This window comes from Arachnia propionica (assembly GCF_003859805.1).
GTDB classification, from domain to species: domain Bacteria; phylum Actinomycetota; class Actinomycetes; order Propionibacteriales; family Propionibacteriaceae; genus Arachnia; species Arachnia propionica_C.
On sequence record NZ_RQZG01000018.1, the window covers coordinates 94,310 to 116,264 of the forward strand.

24 protein-coding genes and 1 pseudogene are annotated in these 21,955 nt (G+C 69.0%); 15 read left to right on the forward strand and 10 right to left on the reverse strand.

The genetic code is table 11. The annotated features are described in order from the left end of the window. Window positions 1–9: 9 nt before the first annotated feature. From EII34_RS13560 to EII34_RS13575, 4 genes are all read right to left on the reverse strand, one after another. Complete coding sequence (locus tag EII34_RS13560; protein WP_185711346.1) at window positions 10–1,902, reverse strand: glycoside hydrolase family 13 protein; 1,893 nt, start codon at window positions 1,900–1,902, stop codon at window positions 10–12. Window positions 1,903–1,972: 70 nt separating this feature from the next. Beyond that, complete coding sequence (locus EII34_RS13565) at window positions 1,973–2,260, reverse strand: DUF559 domain-containing protein (RefSeq protein WP_124845703.1); 288 nt, start codon at window positions 2,258–2,260, stop codon at window positions 1,973–1,975. Window positions 2,261–2,440: 180 nt separating this feature from the next. Next, entirely contained in the window at window positions 2,441–2,812 is a 372-nt protein-coding gene (locus EII34_RS13570) for a hypothetical protein (RefSeq protein ID WP_124845704.1), read from the reverse strand. A 48-nt stretch (window positions 2,813–2,860) separates the two neighbouring features. Next, entirely contained in the window at window positions 2,861–4,183 is a 1,323-nt protein-coding gene (locus EII34_RS13575) for a glycoside-pentoside-hexuronide (GPH):cation symporter (protein WP_124845705.1), read from the reverse strand. A 260-nt stretch (window positions 4,184–4,443) separates the two neighbouring features. Between EII34_RS13575 and EII34_RS13580 the strand changes: the two genes are divergently transcribed. The 12 genes and pseudogenes from EII34_RS13580 to EII34_RS13635 all read left to right on the forward strand — a co-directional run bounded on the left by EII34_RS13580 (window position 4,444) and on the right by EII34_RS13635 (window position 14,832). Next, window positions 4,444–5,262: a MerR family transcriptional regulator gene (locus EII34_RS13580; RefSeq protein ID WP_124845706.1), complete on the forward strand. Its 819-nt coding sequence runs from the start codon at window positions 4,444–4,446 to the stop codon at window positions 5,260–5,262. Between the two features lie 99 nt (window positions 5,263–5,361). Then, complete coding sequence (locus EII34_RS13585) at window positions 5,362–7,146, forward strand: AMP-dependent synthetase/ligase (protein ID WP_124845707.1); 1,785 nt, start codon at window positions 5,362–5,364, stop codon at window positions 7,144–7,146. Between the two features lie 131 nt (window positions 7,147–7,277). Beyond that, window positions 7,278–7,910 carry a 5,6-dimethylbenzimidazole synthase gene (gene bluB, locus EII34_RS13590; RefSeq protein ID WP_124845708.1) on the forward strand — a complete coding sequence of 211 codons (633 nt, stop codon included), beginning with the start codon at window positions 7,278–7,280 and terminating at the stop codon, window positions 7,908–7,910. 246 nt (window positions 7,911–8,156) lie between these two features. Continuing rightward, window positions 8,157–8,409 (forward strand): annotated as a pseudogene (locus EII34_RS16595) (transposase); the annotation flags it as partial. 372 nt (window positions 8,410–8,781) lie between these two features. After that, a complete protein-coding gene (locus tag EII34_RS13600; protein ID WP_124845709.1) occupies window positions 8,782–9,156 on the forward strand; it encodes a rhodanese-like domain-containing protein in 375 nt (124 codons plus the stop codon). Continuing rightward, entirely contained in the window at window positions 9,153–9,881 is a 729-nt protein-coding gene (locus tag EII34_RS13605) for an SGNH/GDSL hydrolase family protein (RefSeq protein WP_124845710.1), read from the forward strand. The genes EII34_RS13600 and EII34_RS13605 overlap by 4 nt, the downstream gene beginning before the upstream one ends. 92 nt (window positions 9,882–9,973) lie before the next feature. After that, entirely contained in the window at window positions 9,974–10,261 is a 288-nt protein-coding gene (rpsF, locus tag EII34_RS13610) for a 30S ribosomal protein S6 (RefSeq protein ID WP_124845711.1), read from the forward strand. Between the two features lie 112 nt (window positions 10,262–10,373). Further along, a complete protein-coding gene (locus EII34_RS13615; protein WP_124845712.1) occupies window positions 10,374–10,934 on the forward strand; it encodes a single-stranded DNA-binding protein in 561 nt (186 codons plus the stop codon). Between the two features lie 100 nt (window positions 10,935–11,034). Further along, entirely contained in the window at window positions 11,035–11,274 is a 240-nt protein-coding gene (gene rpsR, locus EII34_RS13620) for a 30S ribosomal protein S18 (RefSeq protein ID WP_124845713.1), read from the forward strand. Window positions 11,275–11,289: 15 nt separating this feature from the next. Next, window positions 11,290–11,736 carry a 50S ribosomal protein L9 gene (rplI, locus tag EII34_RS13625; protein ID WP_124845714.1) on the forward strand — a complete coding sequence of 149 codons (447 nt, stop codon included), beginning with the start codon at window positions 11,290–11,292 and terminating at the stop codon, window positions 11,734–11,736. Window positions 11,737–11,835: 99 nt separating this feature from the next. Further along, window positions 11,836–13,413 (forward strand): bifunctional metallophosphatase/5'-nucleotidase, encoded by a 1,578-nt coding sequence (locus EII34_RS13630; protein WP_124845715.1) that lies wholly within the window; start codon window positions 11,836–11,838, stop codon window positions 13,411–13,413. Window positions 13,414–13,503: 90 nt separating this feature from the next. Continuing rightward, entirely contained in the window at window positions 13,504–14,832 is a 1,329-nt protein-coding gene (locus tag EII34_RS13635) for a hypothetical protein (protein ID WP_124845716.1), read from the forward strand. Here the strand turns inward: EII34_RS13635 and EII34_RS13640 are convergent. The 6 genes from EII34_RS13640 to EII34_RS13665 form a co-directional block, all read right to left on the reverse strand. Next, complete coding sequence (locus EII34_RS13640) at window positions 14,741–15,370, reverse strand: hypothetical protein (RefSeq protein WP_124845717.1); 630 nt, start codon at window positions 15,368–15,370, stop codon at window positions 14,741–14,743. The two genes, EII34_RS13635 and EII34_RS13640, sit on opposite strands and share 92 nt — an antisense overlap. Further along, the gene (locus tag EII34_RS13645) at window positions 15,367–15,960 is read right to left on the reverse strand and encodes a hypothetical protein (protein ID WP_124845718.1); all 594 of its coding nucleotides are present in this window, start codon (window positions 15,958–15,960) and stop codon (window positions 15,367–15,369) included. Before EII34_RS13645 ends, EII34_RS13640 begins: the two co-directional genes overlap by 4 nt. Further along, complete coding sequence (locus tag EII34_RS13650; RefSeq protein ID WP_124845719.1) at window positions 15,957–16,592, reverse strand: hypothetical protein; 636 nt, start codon at window positions 16,590–16,592, stop codon at window positions 15,957–15,959. Before EII34_RS13650 ends, EII34_RS13645 begins: the two co-directional genes overlap by 4 nt. A gap of 45 nt (window positions 16,593–16,637) precedes the next feature. Continuing rightward, window positions 16,638–17,234, reverse strand: a complete 597-nt coding sequence (locus EII34_RS13655) for a glycosyltransferase family protein (protein WP_124845720.1) — start codon at window positions 17,232–17,234, stop codon at window positions 16,638–16,640. A 221-nt stretch (window positions 17,235–17,455) separates the two neighbouring features. Next, the gene (locus EII34_RS13660) at window positions 17,456–18,898 is read right to left on the reverse strand and encodes a HAMP domain-containing sensor histidine kinase (protein WP_311767292.1); all 1,443 of its coding nucleotides are present in this window, start codon (window positions 18,896–18,898) and stop codon (window positions 17,456–17,458) included. Further along, window positions 18,895–19,581, reverse strand: a complete 687-nt coding sequence (locus EII34_RS13665) for a response regulator transcription factor (RefSeq protein ID WP_124845721.1) — start codon at window positions 19,579–19,581, stop codon at window positions 18,895–18,897. The genes EII34_RS13660 and EII34_RS13665 overlap by 4 nt, the downstream gene beginning before the upstream one ends. Window positions 19,582–19,656: 75 nt before the next feature. Between EII34_RS13665 and EII34_RS13670 the strand changes: the two genes are divergently transcribed. Genes EII34_RS13670 through EII34_RS13680 form a run of 3 tightly spaced genes read left to right on the forward strand, consistent with a single transcriptional unit; the run spans window position 19,657 to window position 21,879 of the window. Further along, window positions 19,657–20,109: a low molecular weight protein-tyrosine-phosphatase gene (locus tag EII34_RS13670; protein ID WP_124845722.1), complete on the forward strand. Its 453-nt coding sequence runs from the start codon at window positions 19,657–19,659 to the stop codon at window positions 20,107–20,109. A 50-nt stretch (window positions 20,110–20,159) separates the two neighbouring features. Beyond that, window positions 20,160–20,684 carry a SigE family RNA polymerase sigma factor gene (locus EII34_RS13675; RefSeq protein ID WP_124845723.1) on the forward strand — a complete coding sequence of 175 codons (525 nt, stop codon included), beginning with the start codon at window positions 20,160–20,162 and terminating at the stop codon, window positions 20,682–20,684. Window position 20,685: 1 nt separating this feature from the next. Beyond that, window positions 20,686–21,879: a hypothetical protein gene (locus EII34_RS13680; RefSeq protein WP_124845724.1), complete on the forward strand. Its 1,194-nt coding sequence runs from the start codon at window positions 20,686–20,688 to the stop codon at window positions 21,877–21,879. The last annotated feature ends 76 nt before the right edge of the window (window positions 21,880–21,955 follow it).

A 21,955-nucleotide genomic window follows, 5' to 3' on the forward strand; every position in this document is an offset into this window, starting at 1 on the left:
CCGGAGGTGTCAACTTTTTGGTGTCACCCGGCACACCAGCGCCTCGTAGGGGCGCATCGGCCCGCTCCGGTCGCAGGCGGTGCCGAGGACCACCTCGAGCGGTCGGTCCCGGTGTCTGCGCCGCAGTTCATGGGGTGAGAGGTTCACCTCGATGAACCAGCGCTCGTCCTCGTGCTCGCGGAACCAGGCGAAGTAGTCGCGGACCCCGACGTCGATGAACCGGATCGAGCCCAGCCGCAACGTCGCATGCTCACGACGCAGCCGGATCAGGTCCTGGTGGAACCGCAGCACCGACCCGGGGTCCTGCTCCTGTTCCTCGACGGTGTGGCCGACGGACTCCTCGGAACCGGACAGCCACGGGGTGCCGGTGGTGAACCCCAGCCCCGGGCCACGTCGCCACCGCATCGGGACCCGCGCGTGGTCGCGGGAACCGGCCAGCACCTTCGGCCAGGCGCCGGGACCCTCCGCGTCGAGGAGGTTGAGCGACTCGACGTCGCGCAGGGCCGAGGCGTCGGGGAAGGCCTGGTTGACGGCCCCGATCTCCTGCCCCTGGAAGATGAACGGGGTGCCGCGCATCGTGAGCAGCAGCGTCGCCAGGGCCTTGCCCAGGGCGGTGCGGAACCGGGGATCGGGGTTCACCTTCGAGATCATGCGGGGGTTGTCGTGGTTCTCGAAGAACAACGCCTGCCAGTCCCCGGCGTCCAGGCGGGACTGGTAGTCGATCCAGTAACGCTTGAGGAAGTTGAGGTCGTAGGCGTAGTCGTCCCAGCGGACGTGCCCCGGGGTCTCCAGGTGGTCGAAGCTGAACACGAGATCCAGCTCGTCACGGGTGGTGTGGGTGAGCAGCCGTGCGGTCTCGACGCCGACCCCGGGCCCCTCCCCGATCATCACCGGGCGGGCGTCACCTCCCGGCGCCTCGGTGCCGGGCGCGACGTCGTCGCGGGTGAAGGCCGCCTGCCGGAGCCAGGCCAGGTGGTCGTGGAGACGGGGGCCGTGGAAGTAGTGCTCCACCCCGGTGAAACCCATGAGCTGCCCGACCCTGGGGTTGCCGTCGGGCAGGCCGTCGCGTTTGGAGATGTAGTTGATGACGTCCAGCCGGAAACCGTCGACTCCCTTGTCCAGCCAGAACCGGACGATGTCGGCGACCTCACGGCGCACCGCCGGGTGCTCCCAGTTGAGGTCGGGCTGCTCGGGGGTGAACAGGTGCAGGGCCCACGTGTCGCCGATCCTCCGCCAGGCCGGTCCGGAGAAGAAGGAGGTCCAGTTGTTCGGGAGGTCCTCGCCGTCGCGCAGGAAGTAGAAGTCGCGGTGGTCGCCACCCGCGAGGGCGTCGCGGAACCAGGGGTGCTCGTCGGAGGTGTGGTTGACCACCAGGTCGAGGATGATGCGCATGCCGTGGTGGTGGCAGGCCTCGACGAGCTCCTCCAGGTCCGCCATGGTGCCCATCTCGGTCATGACCGCCCGGTAGTCGGAGATGTCGTAGCCCATGTCCTTGTTGGGGGAGGCGAAGATGGGGGAGAGCCACACGCAGTCGATGCTGAGACGCTGCAGGTGGTCGAGGTGGTCGATGATGCCGCGGAGGTCGCCGATGCCGTCGCCGTCGCTGTCGGCGAAGGAACGCGGGTAGATCTGGTAGAACACCGCCTGTTTCCACCAGGTGGCCTGGACGGGCCCGCCCCGTCGGGGTGGGGCCTCGGGGCAGTCGGCGAGGAGGTCGAGGAGGGTGCTGGTGAACCCGTCGCCGAGGAAGCGTTCCAGCCACGAGACCCGCATGCGGGAGACCAGGGGGTTGGTGACCCAGGCGCGGCTCCTGCCGGCCTGCAGCAGGACCTTGTCGATGATGTCGCGCCCGAGGGGATGGGCGTGGACCTGGGCGATGGTGGCGGTGTGATCCAGTTTCACGGGCACCATCGTGCCGGAGCTGCTCGGCGCGGATGGTGTTTTCTGCCATTCTCGGTCGCTGGACAGGGGGTCAGTGCCGAGAAATGGCAGAGAACACCGTCAACACCGAACGCACGTCGCCGACGAGTTGGTCAAGTGTGCCGGCGGTGTGGCGGAGAACGGTCCATCCCCGTTTCATGAGCAGGTTCTGGCGTTCCCGATCCGCCACGAAGGCCGTGTGCTGCCGGTGGTGTTCCCAGCCGTCGAGCTCGAAGGCCAGGCTCACCCGGGGGAAGGCGATGTCCACGAAGTACCGCCTCCCTCCCAGCCGCACCTCGTAGTTGCTCCTCCAGCTCTGGACCCCTGCGGCCCGAAGCATCTGATGGGCCTTCAGCTCGAGGGGGGACCAGGGTTCGTACTCGGCTGCCAGGACGAGCTTCCGGCGGATCGGTTGCCCCCGGGGAGCCGGGCATCAGTCTGAGCGCCGACTCCAGGCGGGGCTGTGTGGTGACCCGTCGACGCAGGGCCTCGCAGAGTGCGGCCCCATCCCCATCGGCGATCATCCCGAGCACCGACAACTCCACACCGGCAACCCGCGCATCCCCCCACACGTCGGAGGAGCTGCTCCGGTACGCGCAGCCTGCGACACCTGAGCCAGTCCCGTGGGACGCGCCAAGAAGTCCACCACCCTCGGCTCGAGGTCAGGCCACCATGTCAACGCAGCCGCACTCGCGCCCAGCAGGGCACCCGTCGGTTTCCACGACGTGGCGGCCCGTGCGAGCAGGACGTGCTCGACGGGAACGTCCACCCGGCGACAGACCCCGGGGAGCAGGGACACCAGGTGTCCGACCTCCACCAGGTGATCGACATGACGGTGCAGTTCCGGGTCGGCGCGCCGCACCACGAGCGACTGGGAGCGCAGAGTACTCATGTCAACACTCTGGGCAGCTGTGCGGCCCAAGGACGCTTCTCCACAGCGTCACCGAGCCTCCAACTCCGCGACGATCTCGGCGAAGCGGGCCTCGTCCAGACGGTGTCCCTTGAGGATGAACCAGGAGGCGACGATGAGCAGCATCGGGACGCCGAGCATCACGGTCTGGAAGACGGTGACGTCCACCCTGTCCCCGCCGCTGATCCCGGACAGCAGCAGGGCCAGCCCGACGAACCCGGTGCCCAGCCCGTTGGAGGCCTTGTAGATGAAGGGCTGCACGGCCAGGGTGATGGACTCGTTGCGTCGCCCGAGCTTCCACTGGCCGTACTCCACGCAGTCGGTGATGAACATGAGCATGAGCAGTTGGATGAAGGCCTGCCCGCTGAACAGCAGGATCCCGGCCAGCACCACCAGGTGGATGGAGGAGGCCGCGAACCAGAACACCAGCAGACCTGCCAGACACAGCACCGTCGCCAGGGTGTGGATCCGGCGACGGCGGAGCCTGCGGCGCAGCAGTGGGAAGACCGCGAGTCCGGTCAGCTGGGCGACCGCCAGGATCGCGGCGAAGATCGAGTACGCCGCCTCGTCGCCGTGGACGTACTTGAACCAGTAGATCCCGAGGCTGGTCACCGTCATGTATCCCGCCATGAAGCACAACATCGCGGCCGTGACCCACAGCAGCTGGTCGTTGCGCCCGATCACCGTGACCACCTCGCGCCAGCTGGTGCGCTCCGCGACCGGCTCGACCTGCTGGCGTGTGAAGCCCAGCGTCAGGAGCTGGAACAGCAGTTTCAGCACCACGAGGATCGCGGCGAAGGCCAGCCAGCCCAGCTGCTGGTTCCCGAGCACCTCACCGAGCGCGCCGGTTGCCGGCACCACCGTGACCACCACGCTGAACAGGCCGAGGTTGGCGACGATCCGGGCGATGGCCCCGATCCGTTCCCGCTCCCTGAGGTCCTGCGACAGGGCGGGCAGCATCGACCAGAACGAGATGTCGTTGATGGTGTAGGCCACCGACCACACCAGGTAGACCACCGTGAACCACGCGATGAAGGCCCACCCCGTCAGGCCGGTGTCGACGAACAACGCCAGGGTGGCGGCCGCCCACAGCGCCCCGCCGAACGCGATCCACGGCTTGAACTTGCCCCATCGGGAGCGGGTGTTGTCCACGATCAGTCCCATGACGGGATCGTTGAGGGCGTCGAAGATCCGCATCACCACCAGCACGACGGTGACCGCGGCGGTCGCCGTCGCCGGGATGTGGGCCACGTCGGTGAGGTAGTACATGAGGTAGAGGCTCACCAGCGCCGCTGACATGTCCCGCCCGAGGGTCCCCAGCCCGAAGCTGAGACGGTTGCGCCAAGGACTCATGGCGCAACCGTACCGGGCCGCGCCCGGCCGCGGGGGCGAGGGCGGACAGCCCCGCGCCACACGGCACGAATCGCCGTTCTGCTCGATTTTGGAACGTTTCACAAGGGGGTTCGAGCAAGTAGAACGGCGATTCGTGCACAGTGGTTGGGGTGAGAAAGTGCGTCGAGGATGCCCGCGGGTGCGCCCTGCCGAGGCCGCCGAGCAAGAGAATGTGCCCCGACGGTTGACCCTCACACGGTGGCAGGGTCCACAGTGGGGTCATGGCCGAGACCAGACTGCTCCGCATCGGGGAGTTCTCCACCCTGACCCGGTTGTCCGTGCGCATGCTCCGGCACTACGACGCCCACGGCGTCCTGAGCCCGGCGAGCATCGACGAGTTCACCGGGTACCGGTTCTACGCGCCGGACCAGGTGGCCGACGCGCTGCTCATCCGTCAGCTGCGCGACGTGGGCTTCTCCGTCTCCGCCATCGCCGCCCTGCTCCCACTGCGCCGGGAACCGGAACTGCTCCGGCGGGCGCTGGTGGTGCAACGCGAGCACCTCGTGACCGAGGCCCGGGCCGCTGAGCTGCGCCTCGCTCGGATCGACCAACTCATCTCCATCACACAAGGGAGGACCATCATGGCCGAACTCACCACCACCATCCATCCTGCGCACCGCGTCGTCGCCCTGCGCACCATCATCCCCACCTACCAGGACGAGGGGCAGGCCTGGGACCAGCTCATGACCGAGGTGATGAACCAGCACCTGCCCCTTGCCGACGGGCCGTGCGGGGCCACCTTCCACGACCCCGAGTACAAGGAGGTCGACGTGGACGTCGAGGTCTGGGTCGCGGTCCAGCCCGATGCGACGGCGACGGCCCCGCTCACCACCTGCGACGTGCCGGAGCAGCGGGTCGCCGTCGCCCTGGTGAAAGGGCCGTACGACCTCATCGGTGCCGCGGTGGATGAGCTGGGCACCCACCTGGATGCCGAGGGACTGACCATCGCCGGACCGATGTACAACCGCTACCTGGTCGGTCCGGCGCAGACCGACGACCCGGCCCAGTACGTGACCGAGGTCTGCATCCCGGTCTCGTGAACCCTGCCGGTGGCCGCCACCCGTCGTTCCCCGACGGCTGGCGGCCGCCCTCGTCGAGGAGATCGTCGCACTACCTACGGTCGCGTAAACTAAGGCCCCATGATCGACCACCTCGCCGTGCAGCTGCGCCACACCATCGTCGAGCACCGCGGCCGACCCGCCACCCGGATCAGGACCGACAAGGGCTGGCGGGTCCACAGCTTCGAACAGTTCGGTCGCCGCATCGACGAGATCGCCCAGGGCCTGCTCGACCTGGGCATCGAACCCGGCGACAGGATCGGCCTGTTCGCGGGCAACTGCCCCGAGTGGTCCGAGATCGACTTCGGTGCCACGACGGTCAGGGCCGTGCCGGTGCCGCTGTACGCCACCTCCACCCCGGAGCAGATCCGCCACATCGCCACGGACTCGGGCCTCAGGATCATGTTCGTCGGGGGTCGCAGCGAGGGCGAGCGTGTCCTCGAGGTGGCAGGGGATCTCCCGGAGCTGGGGCTCATCGTCGCCATCACCGGGTGGGAGGGGATGCCCGACGAGGTCGTCACCCTCGACGACTTCCGCGCCACCGCGGATCCCGAGGCCATCGGACGACGACTCGCCACCGCCACCGGTGACGACCTCGCCTCGATCATCTACACCTCCGGCACCACCGGTGACCCCAAGGGGGTGATGCTGCGCCACGGCGCCTTCATCGCGCAGAAACGCGCCATCGACGAGATGTTCGACTTCGACGGCGATGACCACTCGCTGTGCTTCCTGCCGCTGTCCCACGCCCTGGAGCGGGCCTGGACCGCGATCATCCTGCTCAAGGGGTGCATGAACACCTACGTGCCGGACGCCCGCACCGTCGCCGAGGCGATGGTGGAGGCCAGGCCGACGCTGCTGGTCAGTGTGCCGAAGCTCTACGAGAAGGTGTTCGCGACGGCGCACGCGAAGGTGGCCTCCTCGAAGCTCAAGCGTGCGATCTTCACCTGGGCCCTGCGGGTCGGGGCCAGGAACCAGCGGGCCTACCGCAAGGGTCGTCGCCCGGCCCTGTGGTGGCGGGCCCAGCTGGGGCTGGCGGACCGCCTGGTGCTCTCCAGCATCCGGGCGGCCATCGGCGGCCACAAGTCCGTGCTGGCCTGCGGCGGCGCACCCCTGCGCAAGGAGGTGGAGGAGTTCTTCTCCGCCGTCGGCCAGCCGATCCACACCGGCTACGGACTGACGGAGGCCTCCCCGCTGGTGACCTTCAACTCTCCCGGTGGCGGGTTCAAGATCGGCACGGCCGGGCGGGTGCTCGACGGTGGGCAGCTGCACATCGGTGAGCACGGCGAGGTGCTGTTCCGCGGCCCCAACGTCATGGCGGGGTACTGGAACGACGAGGAGGCCACCCGCGCCGCCATCGACGACGACGGCTGGCTCCACACCGGTGACGCGGGCTACGTCGACGTCGACGGGTTCCTCGTCATCACCGACCGCATCAAGGACATCATCATCACCCTCGGCGGCAAGAACGTCGCCCCGCAGCCCATCGAGGGGATGATCCTCGCCGACCCGCTGTTCGAGCACGCCGTCCTGCTCGGCGACAACCGGCCGTGCCTGACCCTGCTGGTCAAGCCGTCGCTGCCGCAGGTCGAGGAGCTCGGCAGGCTCATGCAGTGGCCGGGTGAGCTGGCCGACTGGGTGAAGTCCGGTGAGCTGGCCGAGGAGCTGCGCCGCCGCGTCGCCGAGCTGACCGCCAGGCTGCCCTCCCAGGAGCGTCCCCGCGCCACCGAGGTGATGGACGAGGACCTCACCATGGACAACGGGATGCTCACCCCGACGCTCAAGGTGCGACGTCGCCAGGTCGAGGAACGCTTCAAGGAACTCATCGACGGCATGTACGAGGCCCTGGAACGTCGCAAGCGCTGATCGCGCGGAGGCACGGTGGTCGGCAACAGACGGTTTTCCGACTGTTGCCGACCAGCTCGCTCCGGTCGTCCGCCGGGGGTCGGGGTGACCCCGTGGGGTGGGGGAGGTGGTCACTGGATAGGGTCCCGCTCATGGATGATTCCCTCGCACATGCCCTGACCCAGATCATCTCCCGACGCCGAGACGTCCGCGCCGAGTTCACCGGGGAAGCCCTCAGCGACGAGGAGCTCCGCTCACTCCTCGAGGCCGCCCACGCCGCCCCGAGCGTCGGCAACAGCCAGCCGTGGGACTTCATCGTCGTGCGCGACCGTGACCTGCTGGAGCGGTTCGCCGCCCACGTCGCGGGGTGTCGGCTCGACTACGCGAACTCCCTCGACGACGAACGTCGCGCCACGTTCGATCCCATCAAGATCGAGGGGGTGGGGGAGTCGGGGCTCGGCATCGTCGCCACCTATGACCCCACCCGGTCGGGGCCGAACGTGCTGGGCCGCCACACGATCAACGACGCCGGCATCTTCTCGGTGGTGTGTGCGATCCAGAACCTGTGGCTCATGGCCACCGCGCGGGGCATCGGGGTCGGGTGGGTCTCGTTCTACCAGGAGCCGTTCCTGAAGGAGCTGCTCGGCATCCCGGAGCACGTGCGCCCCGTCGGCTGGCTCTGCGTCGGCCACGTGAGCTGCCTGCAGGAGGTCCCGGACCTGATCCGGTTCGGCTGGAACGACCGGATCGCCCTCGACGACGTCATCCACGACGACCGGTGGTGACCGCTGACAGGCAGGCGTGTCATGAAGGTGCTGCGGGGTGGGTCTCGCACACCTGAGCCGTCCGTGACGCACCCTCGTGGGAGTTCTGCAGCACTGCCCGGACACATCGAGTGGTGATGCACGGCGTGATGATGTCATGCGCACCACGGTCGGTCTCCCGTCAGTGGTCCACCGGCGGGCCAGGCGTCCTGCCGCCGCCTGCGGCGTCTCACGCTCCGCGATCCTCGGTGAGCTGACGGAGCTGGGCTGTCCCGGGGCGAGGACCCCGAGGGTCCTGGTGGGCGGCCACGGGCCTCAGACCGTGCCGCCCTGGAGGGCATCGTGTTCGTGTTGTCGACCGGCTGCCGGTGGTGTGACCTGCAACCACAGATGGGATGCGGTTCCGGGGTCATCTGTTGGCGTCGGTTACGTCACTGGCACGACGCAGACGTGTGGGAGCGTCTCCACCAGACCATCCTCGACGAGCTTGGCCAACGCGATGCCATCTGCTGGGAACGCCACTGCATCGATGCCGTCTCGGTGCGGGCAAGGGGCTTCCCGCCGACGGCCTCGTCGGGGGGACACGCCTCCGCCTCGCCCTGCGCTCCGGTCCCACCGTCGCTGCGGCGCGGTGCAGTCCCCGATCGGTGCGTCCGCGCCCGGACGGGAGCTCTTCGCCGAGGCGCCTCCCACGCAGAGGTCGACCTGTCAGCCGTCGTCGGGCACACGCAGGTGACACACCATCACCTGGCCGCAGTTGTGCGGATGCGAGGGGCGATGCTGCTCACCCCGGGCCAGGTGTTCGCCACGTCGTGCCCAGAAGTTGTCCATCTGGGTGCCGTCGGTGCCTGATCCCCGGTGCGAGACCGGAACGCGTGGAATCATTGACCGCATGGGTCTGATGGATTTCTTGAGCAAACGCTCCGGTGGGTTGAGCATCGACGACACCTTGATGGCGCTCAGCAAGGGGGCCGTGCTCATCGACGTGCGCACCCCGGGGGAGTACGAGGCCGGGCACGCGCCCGGTGCCCGCCCCATCGACCCGAAACTGCTCCACGAGGACCCGCTGGAGGCCATCCACGGCGACGACCCGCTCGCCGAGCGTGACTCGGCGGTCGTGGTGATCTGTGACAACGGGTTCCGCTCCTCCATCGTCGCCGCGGAGCTGCGTTCCAAGGGCATCCTCGCCGAATCCGTCGCGGGTGGGCTCATCGCCTGGAACCGCGACGGCAATCCCGTGATCCCCGGCCCCTACCGTCGCCGATGAGGACGCGCAGCGGCTGGTTGCTCGCCGGGGCGGCCGTGGTGGGAGTCGGTGTGGCACTCGGGGTGGCCCTCCGACGTGCCAGGGTGGAGCAGCAGGTGACCCATTACCCCGATCACTGGCGGCAGCGTCCCCGTTCGATGCCCGAGGACGCCATCCACCACGTGGTGCTGGGGGACTCCGCTGCCCAGGGGGTCGGTGCCTCCCACGTCGACAGGGGGTACGTGAGTCTGCTGGCGGACCGCCTGGCGGAGGCGACCGGCCGCGACGTGGTGGTCACCAATCTCTCCGTGCCGGCGGCCACCACCCGCGACCTGGTGCGCGAGCAGCTCCCGTTGCTGGCGGAGCTGCCCCGGCCCGCGGACGTGGTCACCGTCGCCATCGGTCGCAGTGACGTGGTGGAGGCAGGGAACAATCTCTACTCGTTCGAGAAGCACTTCGGTGACATCGTCGCGGCCCTGCCGGAGGGCAGTTTCGTCGCCGACGTGCCCTCGCTCAACTCTCCGCCCTGGGCGGGGCGGTCCTGCGAGTTCGCCGAGGTGGCCCGCGAGCTGGTCGCACTCCACGACCACCACCTCGTGCCCCTCCAGGAGGCCACCCGGGGCATGAGACGGTTCCACCCCGGTGACCGGGGGCACCGCATCTGGGCGGACGCGTTCTGGCTGGCCATCGAGGACTCCGGGACCCTGGACCGACTGCGGTTTCGTGACGCTGCCGGGCTCGGGTAGAGTGTGCCCCTGATCGGCCACCCGGTCGGTCATGCCCTCCTGCCGTGGGACCCGCCCACGGCCGTCAGTCCGAAGGAGGTTGGGCAGTACCCATGCGCAAGTACGAGATCATGGTCCTCGTCGATTCCGATGTCGACGAGCGTCAGGTCCCTGGCCTGGTCGACAAGCACCTCGAGGTGATCACCGCCGGTGGCGGTGTGATCGACAACGTCGACCACTGGGGTCGTCGTCGTCTCGCCTACGACATCAACAAGAAGTCCGAGGCCACCTACGCGGTGCTGCAGGTCACCTGCACCCCCGACGTGGTCCAGGAGATGGATCGTCTCATGACCATCGACGAGAAGATCATCAGGACGAAGGTCCTGCGTCGCGACGCCTGAGGCGTTGTCAACATCTGAGTCCAGTTCAGGCCCATCGTGACGATTCGACGATGGCCGTGCCCATAGTGGTGATGAACGAAACTCAACCCCAAGTCCGATCCCGGAGGAGAACATGGCAGGCGAAACCACGATCACGTTGGTCGGGAACCTCACAGCGGACCCCGATCTCCGCTTCACCCCGAGCGGTGCGGCTGTCGCCAGCTTCACCGTCGCCTCGACGCCCCGCACCTTCGACCGTCAGACCGGTGAATGGCGCGACGGCGACGCCATGTTCCTCAACTGCTCCGTGTGGCGCCAGTACGCCGAGCACGTGGCCGAGTCCCTCACCAAGGGGATGCGGGTCATCGTGCAGGGCCGCCTGAAGTCCCGTTCCTACGAGACCCAGCAGGGCGAGAAGCGCACGGTGTTCGAGGTTGATGTCGACGAGGTCGGTCCGTCCCTGCGCTACGCCACCGCCAAGGTGACCCGCACCCAGGGTCAGGGTGGCGGCGGCCAGTGGCAGGGGAACCAGAACCAGGGTGGCGGCTACGGCAACCAGGGGGCACCGGCTCAGCAGCCCCAGGGTGGCCCGGCCGGGGACCCGTGGGGCAGCCAGGGCGGCTACAACAACGGTGGGAACCGGGGCGGCAACGACCCCTGGAACCAACCGGCCGCCGAGGAACCCCCGTTCTGACCCACCCGCACAACCGACCCGACGGGTCGGCTGGCACATTCCGCCGCGAGGCGGGCTTCCCATTGGGCCACCGGGCCCGCAACACTAGGAGAGCACCACAATGGCCGGTCCACAGCGCAAGTCTGTGAACAAGAAGAAGATCATGCCGGTGAAGACCACTCGTGTGGACAACATCGACTACAAGGACATCGCGACGCTGAAGAAGTTCATCTCCGAGCGTGGCAAGATCCGTGCCCGTCGCGTGACCGGGCTGTCCGTCCAGGACCAGCGCAAGATCGCGCTGGCCGTCAAGAACGCGCGTGAGGTGGCCCTGCTGCCCTACGCCTCGACCGCTCGCTGATCGGAGGAACAGCAGATGAAGCTCATCCTGACCAGCACCGTCGACAAGCTCGGCATCGCCGGCGACATCGTCGAGGTCCGCAACGGCTACGGCCGCAACTACCTCGTCCCGCAGGGCAAGGCCATCGTCTGGTCCCGCGGCGCGGAGAAGCAGATCGAGGGCATCAAGCGCGCTCGTGACGCCCGCGAGATCCGTGGCGTGGAGCACGCCCAGGAGATCCGCGCCCAGCTGGAGGAACTCACCGTCAAGGTCTCGGCCCGGGTCTCCGAGTCCGGCTCCCTGTTCGGTGCCGTCACCGCCAACGACGTGGCCCTGGCCGTGAAGAAGGTCGGCGGCCCGGCCATCGACAAGCGCTCGGTGTCCTTCGCCAAGCCCGTCAAGACCGCAGGCAACCACACCGCGTCCATCAAGCTGCACCCCGCCGTCACCGCGCGGGTCGGCTTCGAGGTCGTCCCCGCCTGAGTCGATCCCATGAGGCCCTCGGACCGTGACGGTCCGAGGGCCTCATGACGTCCTGACCCCGGTAGGCTCGGGGAGGTTTCCGATCTGTGAGGAGGACGGATGGCACACCGACTGACCGTGCTGGCCACCACCGACGTGCACGGCACCGTGCTGAACTGGGACTACTACGCCGACCGCCCGTTCACCGACCGGGAGGCCGGACTGGCCCAGCTGGCCACCGTCGTGGAGCGCCGTCGCCGTGAGCTCGGTGACGACGCCGTCGTGCTGGTCGACAACGGTGACACCATCCAGGGCACCCCGTTGAACACCTACGTCGCACAACAGGAACCGATCACGAGGACCGGGACGACCCATCCGATGGCGGCCGCGTTCAACGTGATGGGCTACACCGCCGTCAACCTCGGCAACCACGAGTTCAACTACGGGTTCGAGCACCTCAGCGCCTGGCAGTCGCAGCTGACGGCCCCGCTGCTCGGGACGAACGTCTCCCACCGCGACGGATCCGAGGTGGGGTTCCAGCGTTTCGTCCGGCTCGAGAGCACCCTGGGCGGGCATCCCGTCAGGGTCGGCATCCTGGGGCTCACCACCCCGGGGTCGATGGTGTGGGACCGGCACCACCTGGAGCGCGAGGGGGTCGTGGTCGAGGACATGGTGGTGTGCGCGCAGCGGTGGGTACCGAGGCTGCGCGACGAGTTCGGCTGCGATCTCGTCGTGGTGCTCTGCCATGCCGGGATCGGGACGTCGTCGTACGCGACGGGGGCCGACATCCCGCCGGAGAACCCGGCCGCCGACATCGCCGCCGAGGTCCCGGGGATCGATCTGATGGTCATCGGCCACACGCACCAGGACGTTCCCGAACAGTTCGTCACCTGCCGTGCCACCGGTGCCCCGGTGCTGCTCACCCAGCCCCGTGCCCACGCCGCCGGACTCACCGAGACCACCCTGGAGCTGGAACGCACCGATGACGGCTGGCGGCTGCTCCACGCGAGCGCGACCGCCCACCCGGCGGCAGGTGAGCCACCACACCCCGGGGTCGTCGCGGCGGTGCAGGAGATCCATGAGCGGACCCGGCGCCACGTCAACCAGCAGGTCGCGGTCTCGCCACGCCGGATGGGAACCGAGCAGGCCACCTGGCGCGCGAGTGAGGCCATCGCCTTCGTCCAGCACGTCCAGGCCCGCACCGTCGCCGAGGCCCTGGCGGGCACCCCCGCCGCTGCCCTGCCGGTGGTCTCGCTCACCGCGCCGACCTCCCGCACCGCCGCCATCCCGCAGGGGCCGGTCAGCCTCCGCGACATCGCCGGTCTCTACGTCTTCGACAACACCCTGGCCGCCGTCCAACTCACCGGGGCCGAGCTGCGTGCCCACCTGGAGCACGCCGCCCGCTACTACGCGGACCTGCCCGCGGGCACCGTCTTCGACCCGGCGACGATGACCAGCGCCACCCGCGACGGCGTCACCATCTGGGACTACCAGTACGACATGGCCCACGGCGTGGACTACGAGATCGACCCCACCCGCCCCGTCGGGCAGCGCATCACCCGCCTCACGCATCCCGACGGCCGCCTCGTCACCGACGACGACCGCTTCGCCGTCGCCCTCAACCACTACCGACTCAGCGGGGCCGGGGGGGTACACGGCCGTGGCGCAGGCACCGGTGCTGTACAACGACATGCGTGACATCCGGCAGTTGCTGGTGGATCACGCCCTCAGGCACGGGGTCGAGGTGGATTTCCGGGAGAACTGGCGGCTCAGGGTTACCATGTCCGGGTGAGGTCCTGGTTCACGACGGTGGAGGCCCTGTTGGTGGCCACCGGTCGTGTGCTGTGGCGCCACTGGCCCCAGCTGCTGGGCATCCACCTGCTCGGGGCCGCGGCCCGCAGTGGGTTCCTGTGGCTGGCCTTCCTCGCGTCCAAGGTGTCGGCGACGCTGGGGCTGTTCATCCTGCCGCTGGCCCCGTTGTCGGTCCTGGTGGCGCTGGTGTTCATGATGCGGGTCTGCATCGCCTCCCTGCCGGCACTGCAGGGGGAGCAGGTGGGCAACCGTCGCGCCCGGGTGGGACGGGACCTGATGCTGGCGGCCTCCGTGATGCTGCCGTTCCTGACGGTCTACGGCATGCAGGGGCTGCTGCTGGAGGACTCCCGCACCTATGTCCACGACGTGACCCTGGATGAGTACCTCCACACGGTCGTCATGAGCGATGACCGCCTCAGCTATGCCAGCGGGTGGCTGCTGCTGGCCATGATCGCGGGTGCCCTGGTGGTCCGTCGGGTCATCGCCATCACCAGGGCGGCGAGGCGTTTTGTCGTCATGGCTGCCGTCGCCGCCTACCTGGAGGCGCTGTGGATGGTCTCGCTGGCCAAGGCGATGAGCACGGAGCTGACGAAACTGTTCGGCTGGATCAGACGACGTGCCGTCGTCGACGCCCTGCTGCGGCAGTGGGACCTGTTCGTCTCCTGGCTGGGACCGGTGGGTGAGCTGGCGGTCGTGGTTCTCGGTTGGGTCTCCGGTTTCGTCGGGTCCGCGACGCTGCTGCTCCTGCTGCCCGTCGCCTGGCTGGCCCTGGGGGCGCACGTGTGTCAGGACCAGTTGGACGACGCCGAGCTCTCCACGCCCTCGATGGAGGAGATCCAGCGACGGATCGGGGCCGGGGTGCGGGCCAGGACACCGGTGTCGTCCTGGGTGGAGAAGGTGGTCGTGCAGCTGCTGGACCCGCTCATCGATCCCATCGACGAGGCCTGGACGGGGCTGAGACGGGTGTTCAGTGCGGGTGCGGTGCCGATGACGATCTTCTGCCTGGCCTTCGTCGGGTTGAACCAGCTGCAGCCCGCGGTGGCGCGGGCGGTGCACCTGCTGATGGGGCCGAGGGACGTGCTGCTCGCGGCCTCCGTCGAGCCCTACCTGGTGTTGGTGGTGCGCACGGTGTACTTCGTGGTGACGATCGCGGTGCTGGCCGCGGCGGTGAACTGCGTGGTCCTGGCCTACCCCACCAGGCCACGCCGGGCCCTCAGGGGGTCAGTGGAAAACTCAGGTACTGCGGCCGGTGCCACCACAGCCGGAACTCCTCCGGCTGCACCCCAGCGGGGAGTGCGAAGCTGAAGCTCTGCTGCCAGCGTGTCGGGCGAGGTTCCTCCGCCGGCCTGATGCCGGGGCCGGTGAACTCGTGCTGCGGGCCGGGGGTCTCCGCCGGGGTGCAGGACAGGCCGTTGCCGTTCCTGGTGAGACCCACCCCGGTGTCGACGTCGATCTTTCCGGCGTGGGGGCTGTAGGACACCCCGTCGGAGAACAGCACCGTCTCGCAGTAGTACAGCACGACATCGGGTGGGGCCTGGAACTCGGTGTCGATCTGCCACAGCACCCCACCGGGGGGCGGACGCAACCGTTGGTGCCCAACCTGCACCTCGGGCAGGCTGGAGACCTTGAGGACCGTCACGGTGACCTCCAGCTGGTGGGACTCACCGAAGTGGTCGTAGGTCTGCACCAGGTGCGCGGTGCGGTCGGTGGCCCGGACGGGGGTGGTCAGCTCCCAGGCCAGGTGGATGTTCAGCATCCGTTGCGACGAGGCGAGCACCGCCACGACGAGGATGAGCGGCAGCGCGGCCAGCCACCACGTGGTGCGTGGACGTCGGTTCCTCATGCCGGCCTCGTGACGACGTTCTCCGGCAGCGTGACGGGTCCGGCGGTGGCGAGCAGTTCCTGTGCCCGGGCGGCATCCAGATCGAGATCAACGGCGACGACGTCGTCGGGGTTGCGGACCCCGATCCGGTTGGCGGGGATGAGCAGGGTGGCACCGGCCAGGGCGTCCGGGGGCAGCTCCATGGCCAGGGAGCAGCTGAGCACGAAGCCGGGCTGCGCCGGGCCGCATCCCACCATGTTGCCCGCCTGTCTGCCGCCGTAGGTGGTGCCGTCGCTGCCCTCCAGGTGGAGGTCGGGCAGGGTGACGGCCTCCGTCGATGGGATGAACTCCAAGGTCACGACGAGCCAGATCCCGGGGGTGCGCAGCGGGGGAGTGGTCTGCTGCAGCTCGGTCGCCGCCGAGATCCCGGTGACGGTCACCGTGCCGATCCGGAACGTGGTGGGGCGTCCCAGGGTGGTCGCGATGCGGAAGGGTTCGGAGCTGATCTGGTCGACGGTGGGGGTGCGCTCGGTGAGCCTGGTCAGCACCAGCAGGGCACCGATCACCAGCAGCAGCGACAGTGCCACTCGCAGCGGGGCGGGCACTCTCATGGCGCGGTCCTCTCCGTGACCGGCAGCGTCACCCGGGCCGCCGGGGTCGGGTCGAACCAGTCGTGGCCGAGGCCTCCGCTGTGCTGCCGCCAGGTGAACGACGGGAACGTCAGCGTCAGTGTCTCGGGGGCGGGGACGGAGAGGTCCTGGGCCCACAGTGCCGTGATGGGGTGTCGCAGGCCGGGTTGCAGGTACCAGGGGGTGTGGGTGTCCAGGGTGCGGAAGCTGCCGTACAGGCGCTGCCGTGCCGTGGTGGGGTCCGTGCCACGGGTCTCGATGCCCGGGGCCTCGAGGGTGGTGTCCCCGGTCAGCAGGATGGCAGGGACGGGGAAGGTCTCCTGCACCTGGAGCTCCAGCTCGACGACGAGCAGCCGTTTCCCCGCCGGGGTGAGGTAGGGGGCATCCTTGAGGGTGGTCCAGTACGCGGCGACCGGGGTGACGGCGAACGGGTGGGCGGTCACGGTCTCGCCGGGCAGGATCGTCACGACGCGGTCGCGTTCCTGCGCGACCGGCTCCCAGCCGCCGAAGACACCGATGAGGGTGAGGGAGAGCACACAGATCACCAGGGACAGGGTGATCGGGGTGAACAGGCGGCGCACACCACGGGGTCGCGTCGCCGGTGTGCTGTCCATGGACCTGAGTCTACGACGCCTCCGCCGTCGGCACGGGGAGGCCGCTCAGGCCGGGGGTGGGGTCAGGGGTTGGACGTGGAGGTCGTCGAGCAGGGCGGGGGGAAGCTCCAGCAGCTGGTGCTGGTTGAGCTCCTCCGGCATGATCCACGGGGAGAGTCCCGTGCGGGGCTGGGTGGTGCGACGCAGCCGTTCCCCGTCGCCGACCAGCCAGTTCGTCCACACCCGGGCCAGCCAGCGGGCGAGCTGCAGGGCACGCAGCTCGGAGGTGCCGGGCCAGTGTGTGGGGGGCTCCGGGGGGGCCGGGAAGGTGGGTTCCACCAGTTTCTGGCCCTTCCGGGTGGCCGCGTGGGCGCGGATGGCCGTGACGATGGCCTCCTGGTGGGCGCGGGTGGCCTCGACGAAGCGGTCGAGGAGGTCCACCCCGGCCGCCTTCTCGACGGGCGGCTCCACGGTGGTGCTGTCGGGGGTGAGCACGACGATGCGGTCGCGGGTCAGGCCGTGGACCTTGCGCAGCCGTTCGGGGTCGTCCGCGTCGATGACCACGGCATTGGTGCTGGATGCCTCAGCCGGTTCGGTCCGGCTCACCAACCACACGGCGACCGGACCACCGGGCCGGTGGTCGAGCGCAGCAAATCCCAGCATCTTCTCTCCGATCCCTCGAGGTGCTCACCGAAGTCTATTCAGGGTGCGTTAGTTACGTCCATGTAGTTTTGCCCAACTGTGGACAACCCTGTGGAGAATGGTGCGGACAGTGCAGGGCCTTGTGGAAGCGGGTTCGGTCGCACCCCGGGAAGCCGTTGAGTTACGTCGGTGTAGTTTTGCCCAGCTGTGGACAACCCTGTGGACAGGCTGGGGAGAGCTGTTCACGGGGACAACGGTGAGCCCGCGTCACGCAGCACCGGAAGGCGCATCGTGAACCGTGCGCCACCACCGGGATGGTTCCCGGCCCGGACCGTGCCGGCGTGTGCCTCGACGGTGTGGGCGACGATCGCCAGACCGAGCCCCGTGCCCGGGGTGTTGCGGGCGCGGTCGGAGCGGTAGAAGCGATCGAAGATGTGCGGCAGGTCCTCCTCCGCGATGCCCGGCCCCGAGTCGGTGATCGTGAGCACGCCCTCGCCGCTCAGCTCCACCCAGATCGCGCCGTCGGAGGGGGAGAACTTTACCGCGTTGTCCAGCAGGTTCGTCACCGCCCGCTCCAGCGTCGAGGCATCCCCCAGCACCGCGACCGGCACCAGGTCGGTGTGGAAGGTGATGTTCGGGCCTCGACGTTCCGCACGGGCCAGGGCCGCCTCCACCACCTCCGAGAAGTCCAACCGCTCCGGTTCACGCTGGAGGTGGTCGTCGCGGGTGAGTGCCACGAGATCGCCCACCAGCGCCGAGAACTCACCCAGCTGGGCGGAGACGTCGTCCAGGATCTCGGAGCGGGCCCCCTCCGGCAGCATCCCCGACTTGTCGTCGGCCACGAGCAGCTCGATGTTGGTGCGCATCGAGGTCAACGGGGTGCGCAGCTCGTGCCCGGCGTCCGCGATGAGCTGGCGTTGCTGCTCCCGGGAGGTGGCCAACGACTTCAGCATCAGGTTGAAGCTCTGGGTCAGCTCACCCAGGTCGTCCTTGCCGTAGATGCGGATCGGGGTCAGCTGATCGGTGCGGGTGACGTTCTTCACCGCGTTCGACAGGCGACGCACCGGGCCCAACGCGGTCTGGGCCGCCCACAGCGCCGTCGCGGTGGTGGTGATGATCCCGACGATGCTGGAGAGCAGGATCACGATCCACAGGGACTGGAGGGTGGCGTTCAGTGCATCCATCGGGCGGGCGTACATCACCGCGTAGCTGGACGGTTTCCCTGCCCCGTCGAGGGCGCGCAGCGGGACCGAGACCAGCCGGTACGAGACCCCCTCCTCGGTGGTGAAGGACCGGGCGCGTTGTCCCACCTGCATCCGGGCCAGGGCGACGTCCGCCGCGGTGGGGGCCAGCACCACCGTCTGGCCGGGGAGCTGGCGGGCCTCACCGGTGGCGGAGGTCAGTGCGACCAGCTCCCGTGACGACATGGTCTCGGCGGTCAGCCCGCCCAGGGCCTCCACGTCCCCCGCGATGGTGCTGGCCGCCTGGTGGGCCGCCGTGGTGAGTTCCTGGTCGAGCTGGCCCAGCAGCGACAGTCGGGTGGAGATGAAGGCGGTGCCCCCGACCAGCAGGACGGAGGCCGCCACGGAGATGCCGGTCAGTGAGGCCAGCCTGGCGCGCAGGGACTGGCCGGTGATGAGCCGGGTCACGGCCCGCTGGAACCTGACCCAGAGGGAACCGATCACGGGGCCGTTTCACGCAGGACGTATCCGACGCCGCGCACCGTGTGGATGAGCCGTGGCAGCCCTCCGGCCTCGGTCTTGCGGCGCAGGTAACCGATGTAGACCTCCAGGGAGTTGGCGGTGGCGGGGAACTCGAATCCCCACACCTCGTTGAGGAGGGTGTTGCGTTCCATCACGCGGCGTGGGTTCTCCATGAACGCCTGCAGCAGGGCGAACTCGGTGCGGGTCAGCGAGATGTGCTGTCCGGCCCGCGTGACCTCCCGGTGCTGCGGATCGAGGGTGACGTCCTGGAAGGTCAGCACCCTCGACTCCGACTCCGGGGCCTGCTTCGAGCGCCGGGTCAGGGCCCGGAGCCTGGCCAGCAGCTCGTCGAGGGCGAAGGGCTTGACCATGTAGTCGTCGGCCCCGGCGTCCAGCCCGTCCACCCGGTCACCGACGGCGTCGCGGGCGGTGAGGATGAGGATCGGGACGTCGTTCCCGCCGTCGCGCAGCATGCGGGTGGTCTCCAGGCCGTCCAGCCGCGGCATCATCACGTCCATGATGACGGCGTCGAAGTGGTTCCCGGCCAGTTTGGCCAGGGCCTCCACACCGTCGGCCGCGGTGACCACGTCGTCGCCGGAGTACTTCAGGGACCGGGCCAGCGAGTCGCGCACGGCCTGATCGTCGTCCACCACCAGGATCTGCATGGGACAAGCCTGCCACTTGGCACTGACAAACCCCACTCGAACCGCTGGATGGGGCCCTCAAAGTAGGCTTCGCTCATGAGGAAACTGCTGTTCGTGTGCTGGGGCAACATCTGTCGTTCTCCGATGGGGGAGCGGGTGGCCAGGCGGATGAGTGAGGACCGGGGCCTGGACGTGGTCGTCACGAGCGTGGGGATCTCCTCGGAGGAGGTGGGCAACCCCATCGATCGTCGTGCAGCGAAGGTCCTGACCGACGCGGGGTACGACGCCTCCGGGCATCGTGCCCGACGGGTCACCGTCGCTGATCTGGAGGAGGCCGACCTGGTGGTGGCGGCCGAGACGACGCACCTCTCCCGGCTGCGGCAGATCCACCCCGAGGGCACCTACGCGCTGCTCAACGACTTCAACCCGGGGATGGCCCCGGGGACCGACCTGCAGGACCCCTGGTACGGGCCGGCCAGTGGGTTCACCGAGACCCTCGCTGACATCGAGGCGGCGATGCCGGGAATCCTCGACCGGTTGGCGAGGTGACAGAACCTGATCCCCACCTCGGACGTTTGCGGAGGTGAAAGGGGGTCGAGATGTCGACCAGGGCCGAGATCCAGGAGCACTTCTCCGAGTTCGTCGTGGAGCATCTGGACGTGCTGGTCAGGATCGCCCGTTCCCTGACCGGCAACGCCGATGCCGCCGACGACCTGGCGCAGAGTGCCCTGGAGAAGGCGTACCGATCCTGGCCGAGGGTGATGACGATGGCGGAGCCGCTGGCCTACGTGCGGCGGATCCTCGTCAACTCCGCCTATGACGCCTGGCGGCGCAAGACGCGGTTCCAGCGCATCTTCGGGGTGCGCGCCGAGGTCGACGACCCGCCCGCGACCGCCCGGTGGGGCAGGAGCGAGGCCACCGTCGACTCACTCAGCGAGATCGATGCCCTCATGGCCCCCCTCACCGACAAGGAGCGTGCCGTGGTGAGCCTGAGGTTCCTGCTCGGGCTCACCGAGGCCGAGACCGCCCACGAGCTCGGCATCGCCGTCGGCACCGTCAAGTCCACAGCGTCCCGCGCCCTGAAACGGATGCGGGTGGCCGAGCACCAGCGAAGTGGAGTCTGACATGGACACCAAGGATCTGCAGAACCTGTTCGACCGGCCTTCGGGCACCCGTCTCAGCGCCGCCACGGTGCTGGAGCACGTGGAGGGGCGACGGCGGGCCCGCCATCGCGCCGCGGCCGGGGGGATCGCCGTCATGGTCGCCGCCGCGGTCGGGATCGGTGCGGTGCACCTTCGGACCGGGACCACCTCGCCCGGTCCGGACGTGCTGGCCACCCCGGCACCACCGGTCCCGACGACGGGCAGGGTGTTCGAGCAGTCCGGGTCCCCCACGGTGGGGTCGACTGAGCCGGGACCCGACTTCCCGGGGCACCGGTGTGATGTCTCGCTGCCGGATTCCTGGCGCGATGTCATCGGCGCCGCACCGCGCACCACCTCGGGTGAGGACCTGGTGCCGGTGCGTGGTGGTGGTGTCGTGCGTGCCACCGAGGACTCGGTGCGGTGGGAGCGGCCGGGGCAGGCCACGGTGACCATCCACGAGGGCCCCGAGCAGGTGTGGGGGCTGGACAGCGATTCCCGGTTCGTGGTGTTCCAGGTGGTCGACAGCCTGCTGGTGTGGGATGTCGAGCACCCGGACCGGAAGCCGTGGGACGCGACGGCGGGGATCCAGGTCCAGGAGAACTGGCGGGCGGTCTCCGAGGGGCAGCTGTGGCTGGAGGACGGGGCGACGGGGTCGATCCTGCATGCCGATCTCACGCGTGGTGAGAGCCTGACCAGGGTTGAGGCACCCGCCGACCACTGGGTGCGTCGACCCGTGGGTGGGCGGGCACAGCTGGTGTCGGAGGGCAGACCGACCCTCCTGCTCAGCCCTGACGGCACGACGGTCCCGTTCGAGGGATCGGACGAGGACGTGGAGATCCTGGGGGTCTCCGGGGAGGTCCATCTGCTCTCCCCCTGGAGGGTCGGCACCGAGGACGACGAGCTGCAGGCCGAGCTGTGGAGTCCCCGGTGGGGGGCTGCCTTCCCGATTCCCGGGGGGAGCACCCTGGCGGGGGACTGGGTCGTCATCCATGACTCGATGCTGTTCAACCACCGCACGGGGGTGAGCGTGCAGGTCGACGGCGCCTCCTCGCTGTTCCTGGACGGGGAGGGCGAGGATGCGTTCCTGCGCGTCCTGTACGAGGGCGAGAGCGGGCACGTGGTTGACCAGTACGCGCACACCCTCAGGCTCAGTGATCTGCCCGAGGTGCACTGCTGAGTCACCCGGTCGTCGCCCTGCAGGCGCGGAGCGCCGCGTCGCCCGCGGGGACCCGCTGCGAGTCGGCCAGGCTGGA

What these genes read in the sequence shown, in the direction of transcription:
- EII34_RS13655 (WP_124845720.1), bottom strand. Translation starts at nt 17,234, where the DNA reads ATGCTGGGATTTGCTGCGCTCGACCACCGGCCCGGTGGTCCGGTCGCC.
- rpsR (WP_124845713.1), top strand. Translation starts at nt 11,035, where the DNA reads ATGGCCGGTCCACAGCGCAAGTCTGTGAACAAGAAGAAGATCATGCCG.
- EII34_RS13650 (WP_124845719.1), bottom strand. Translation starts at nt 16,592, where the DNA reads ATGGACAGCACACCGGCGACGCGACCCCGTGGTGTGCGCCGCCTGTTC.
- EII34_RS13615 (WP_124845712.1), top strand. Translation starts at nt 10,374, where the DNA reads ATGGCAGGCGAAACCACGATCACGTTGGTCGGGAACCTCACAGCGGAC.
- EII34_RS13605 (WP_124845710.1), top strand. Translation starts at nt 9,153, where the DNA reads ATGAGGACGCGCAGCGGCTGGTTGCTCGCCGGGGCGGCCGTGGTGGGA.
- EII34_RS13675 (WP_124845723.1), top strand. Translation starts at nt 20,160, where the DNA reads ATGTCGACCAGGGCCGAGATCCAGGAGCACTTCTCCGAGTTCGTCGTG.
- bluB (WP_124845708.1), top strand. Translation starts at nt 7,278, where the DNA reads ATGGATGATTCCCTCGCACATGCCCTGACCCAGATCATCTCCCGACGC.
- EII34_RS13575 (WP_124845705.1), bottom strand. Translation starts at nt 4,183, where the DNA reads ATGAGTCCTTGGCGCAACCGTCTCAGCTTCGGGCTGGGGACCCTCGGG.
- EII34_RS13670 (WP_124845722.1), top strand. Translation starts at nt 19,657, where the DNA reads ATGAGGAAACTGCTGTTCGTGTGCTGGGGCAACATCTGTCGTTCTCCG.
- rplI (WP_124845714.1), top strand. Translation starts at nt 11,290, where the DNA reads ATGAAGCTCATCCTGACCAGCACCGTCGACAAGCTCGGCATCGCCGGC.
- EII34_RS13585 (WP_124845707.1), top strand. Translation starts at nt 5,362, where the DNA reads ATGATCGACCACCTCGCCGTGCAGCTGCGCCACACCATCGTCGAGCAC.
- EII34_RS13630 (WP_124845715.1), top strand. Translation starts at nt 11,836, where the DNA reads ATGGCACACCGACTGACCGTGCTGGCCACCACCGACGTGCACGGCACC.
- EII34_RS13645 (WP_124845718.1), bottom strand. Translation starts at nt 15,960, where the DNA reads ATGAGAGTGCCCGCCCCGCTGCGAGTGGCACTGTCGCTGCTGCTGGTG.
- EII34_RS13570 (WP_124845704.1), bottom strand. Translation starts at nt 2,812, where the DNA reads ATGAGTACTCTGCGCTCCCAGTCGCTCGTGGTGCGGCGCGCCGACCCG.
- EII34_RS13565 (WP_124845703.1), bottom strand. Translation starts at nt 2,260, where the DNA reads ATGCTTCGGGCCGCAGGGGTCCAGAGCTGGAGGAGCAACTACGAGGTG.
- EII34_RS13665 (WP_124845721.1), bottom strand. Translation starts at nt 19,581, where the DNA reads ATGCAGATCCTGGTGGTGGACGACGATCAGGCCGTGCGCGACTCGCTG.
- EII34_RS13580 (WP_124845706.1), top strand. Translation starts at nt 4,444, where the DNA reads ATGGCCGAGACCAGACTGCTCCGCATCGGGGAGTTCTCCACCCTGACC.
- EII34_RS13600 (WP_124845709.1), top strand. Translation starts at nt 8,782, where the DNA reads ATGGGTCTGATGGATTTCTTGAGCAAACGCTCCGGTGGGTTGAGCATC.
- rpsF (WP_124845711.1), top strand. Translation starts at nt 9,974, where the DNA reads ATGCGCAAGTACGAGATCATGGTCCTCGTCGATTCCGATGTCGACGAG.
- EII34_RS13680 (WP_124845724.1), top strand. Translation starts at nt 20,686, where the DNA reads ATGGACACCAAGGATCTGCAGAACCTGTTCGACCGGCCTTCGGGCACC.
- EII34_RS13640 (WP_124845717.1), bottom strand. Translation starts at nt 15,370, where the DNA reads ATGAGGAACCGACGTCCACGCACCACGTGGTGGCTGGCCGCGCTGCCG.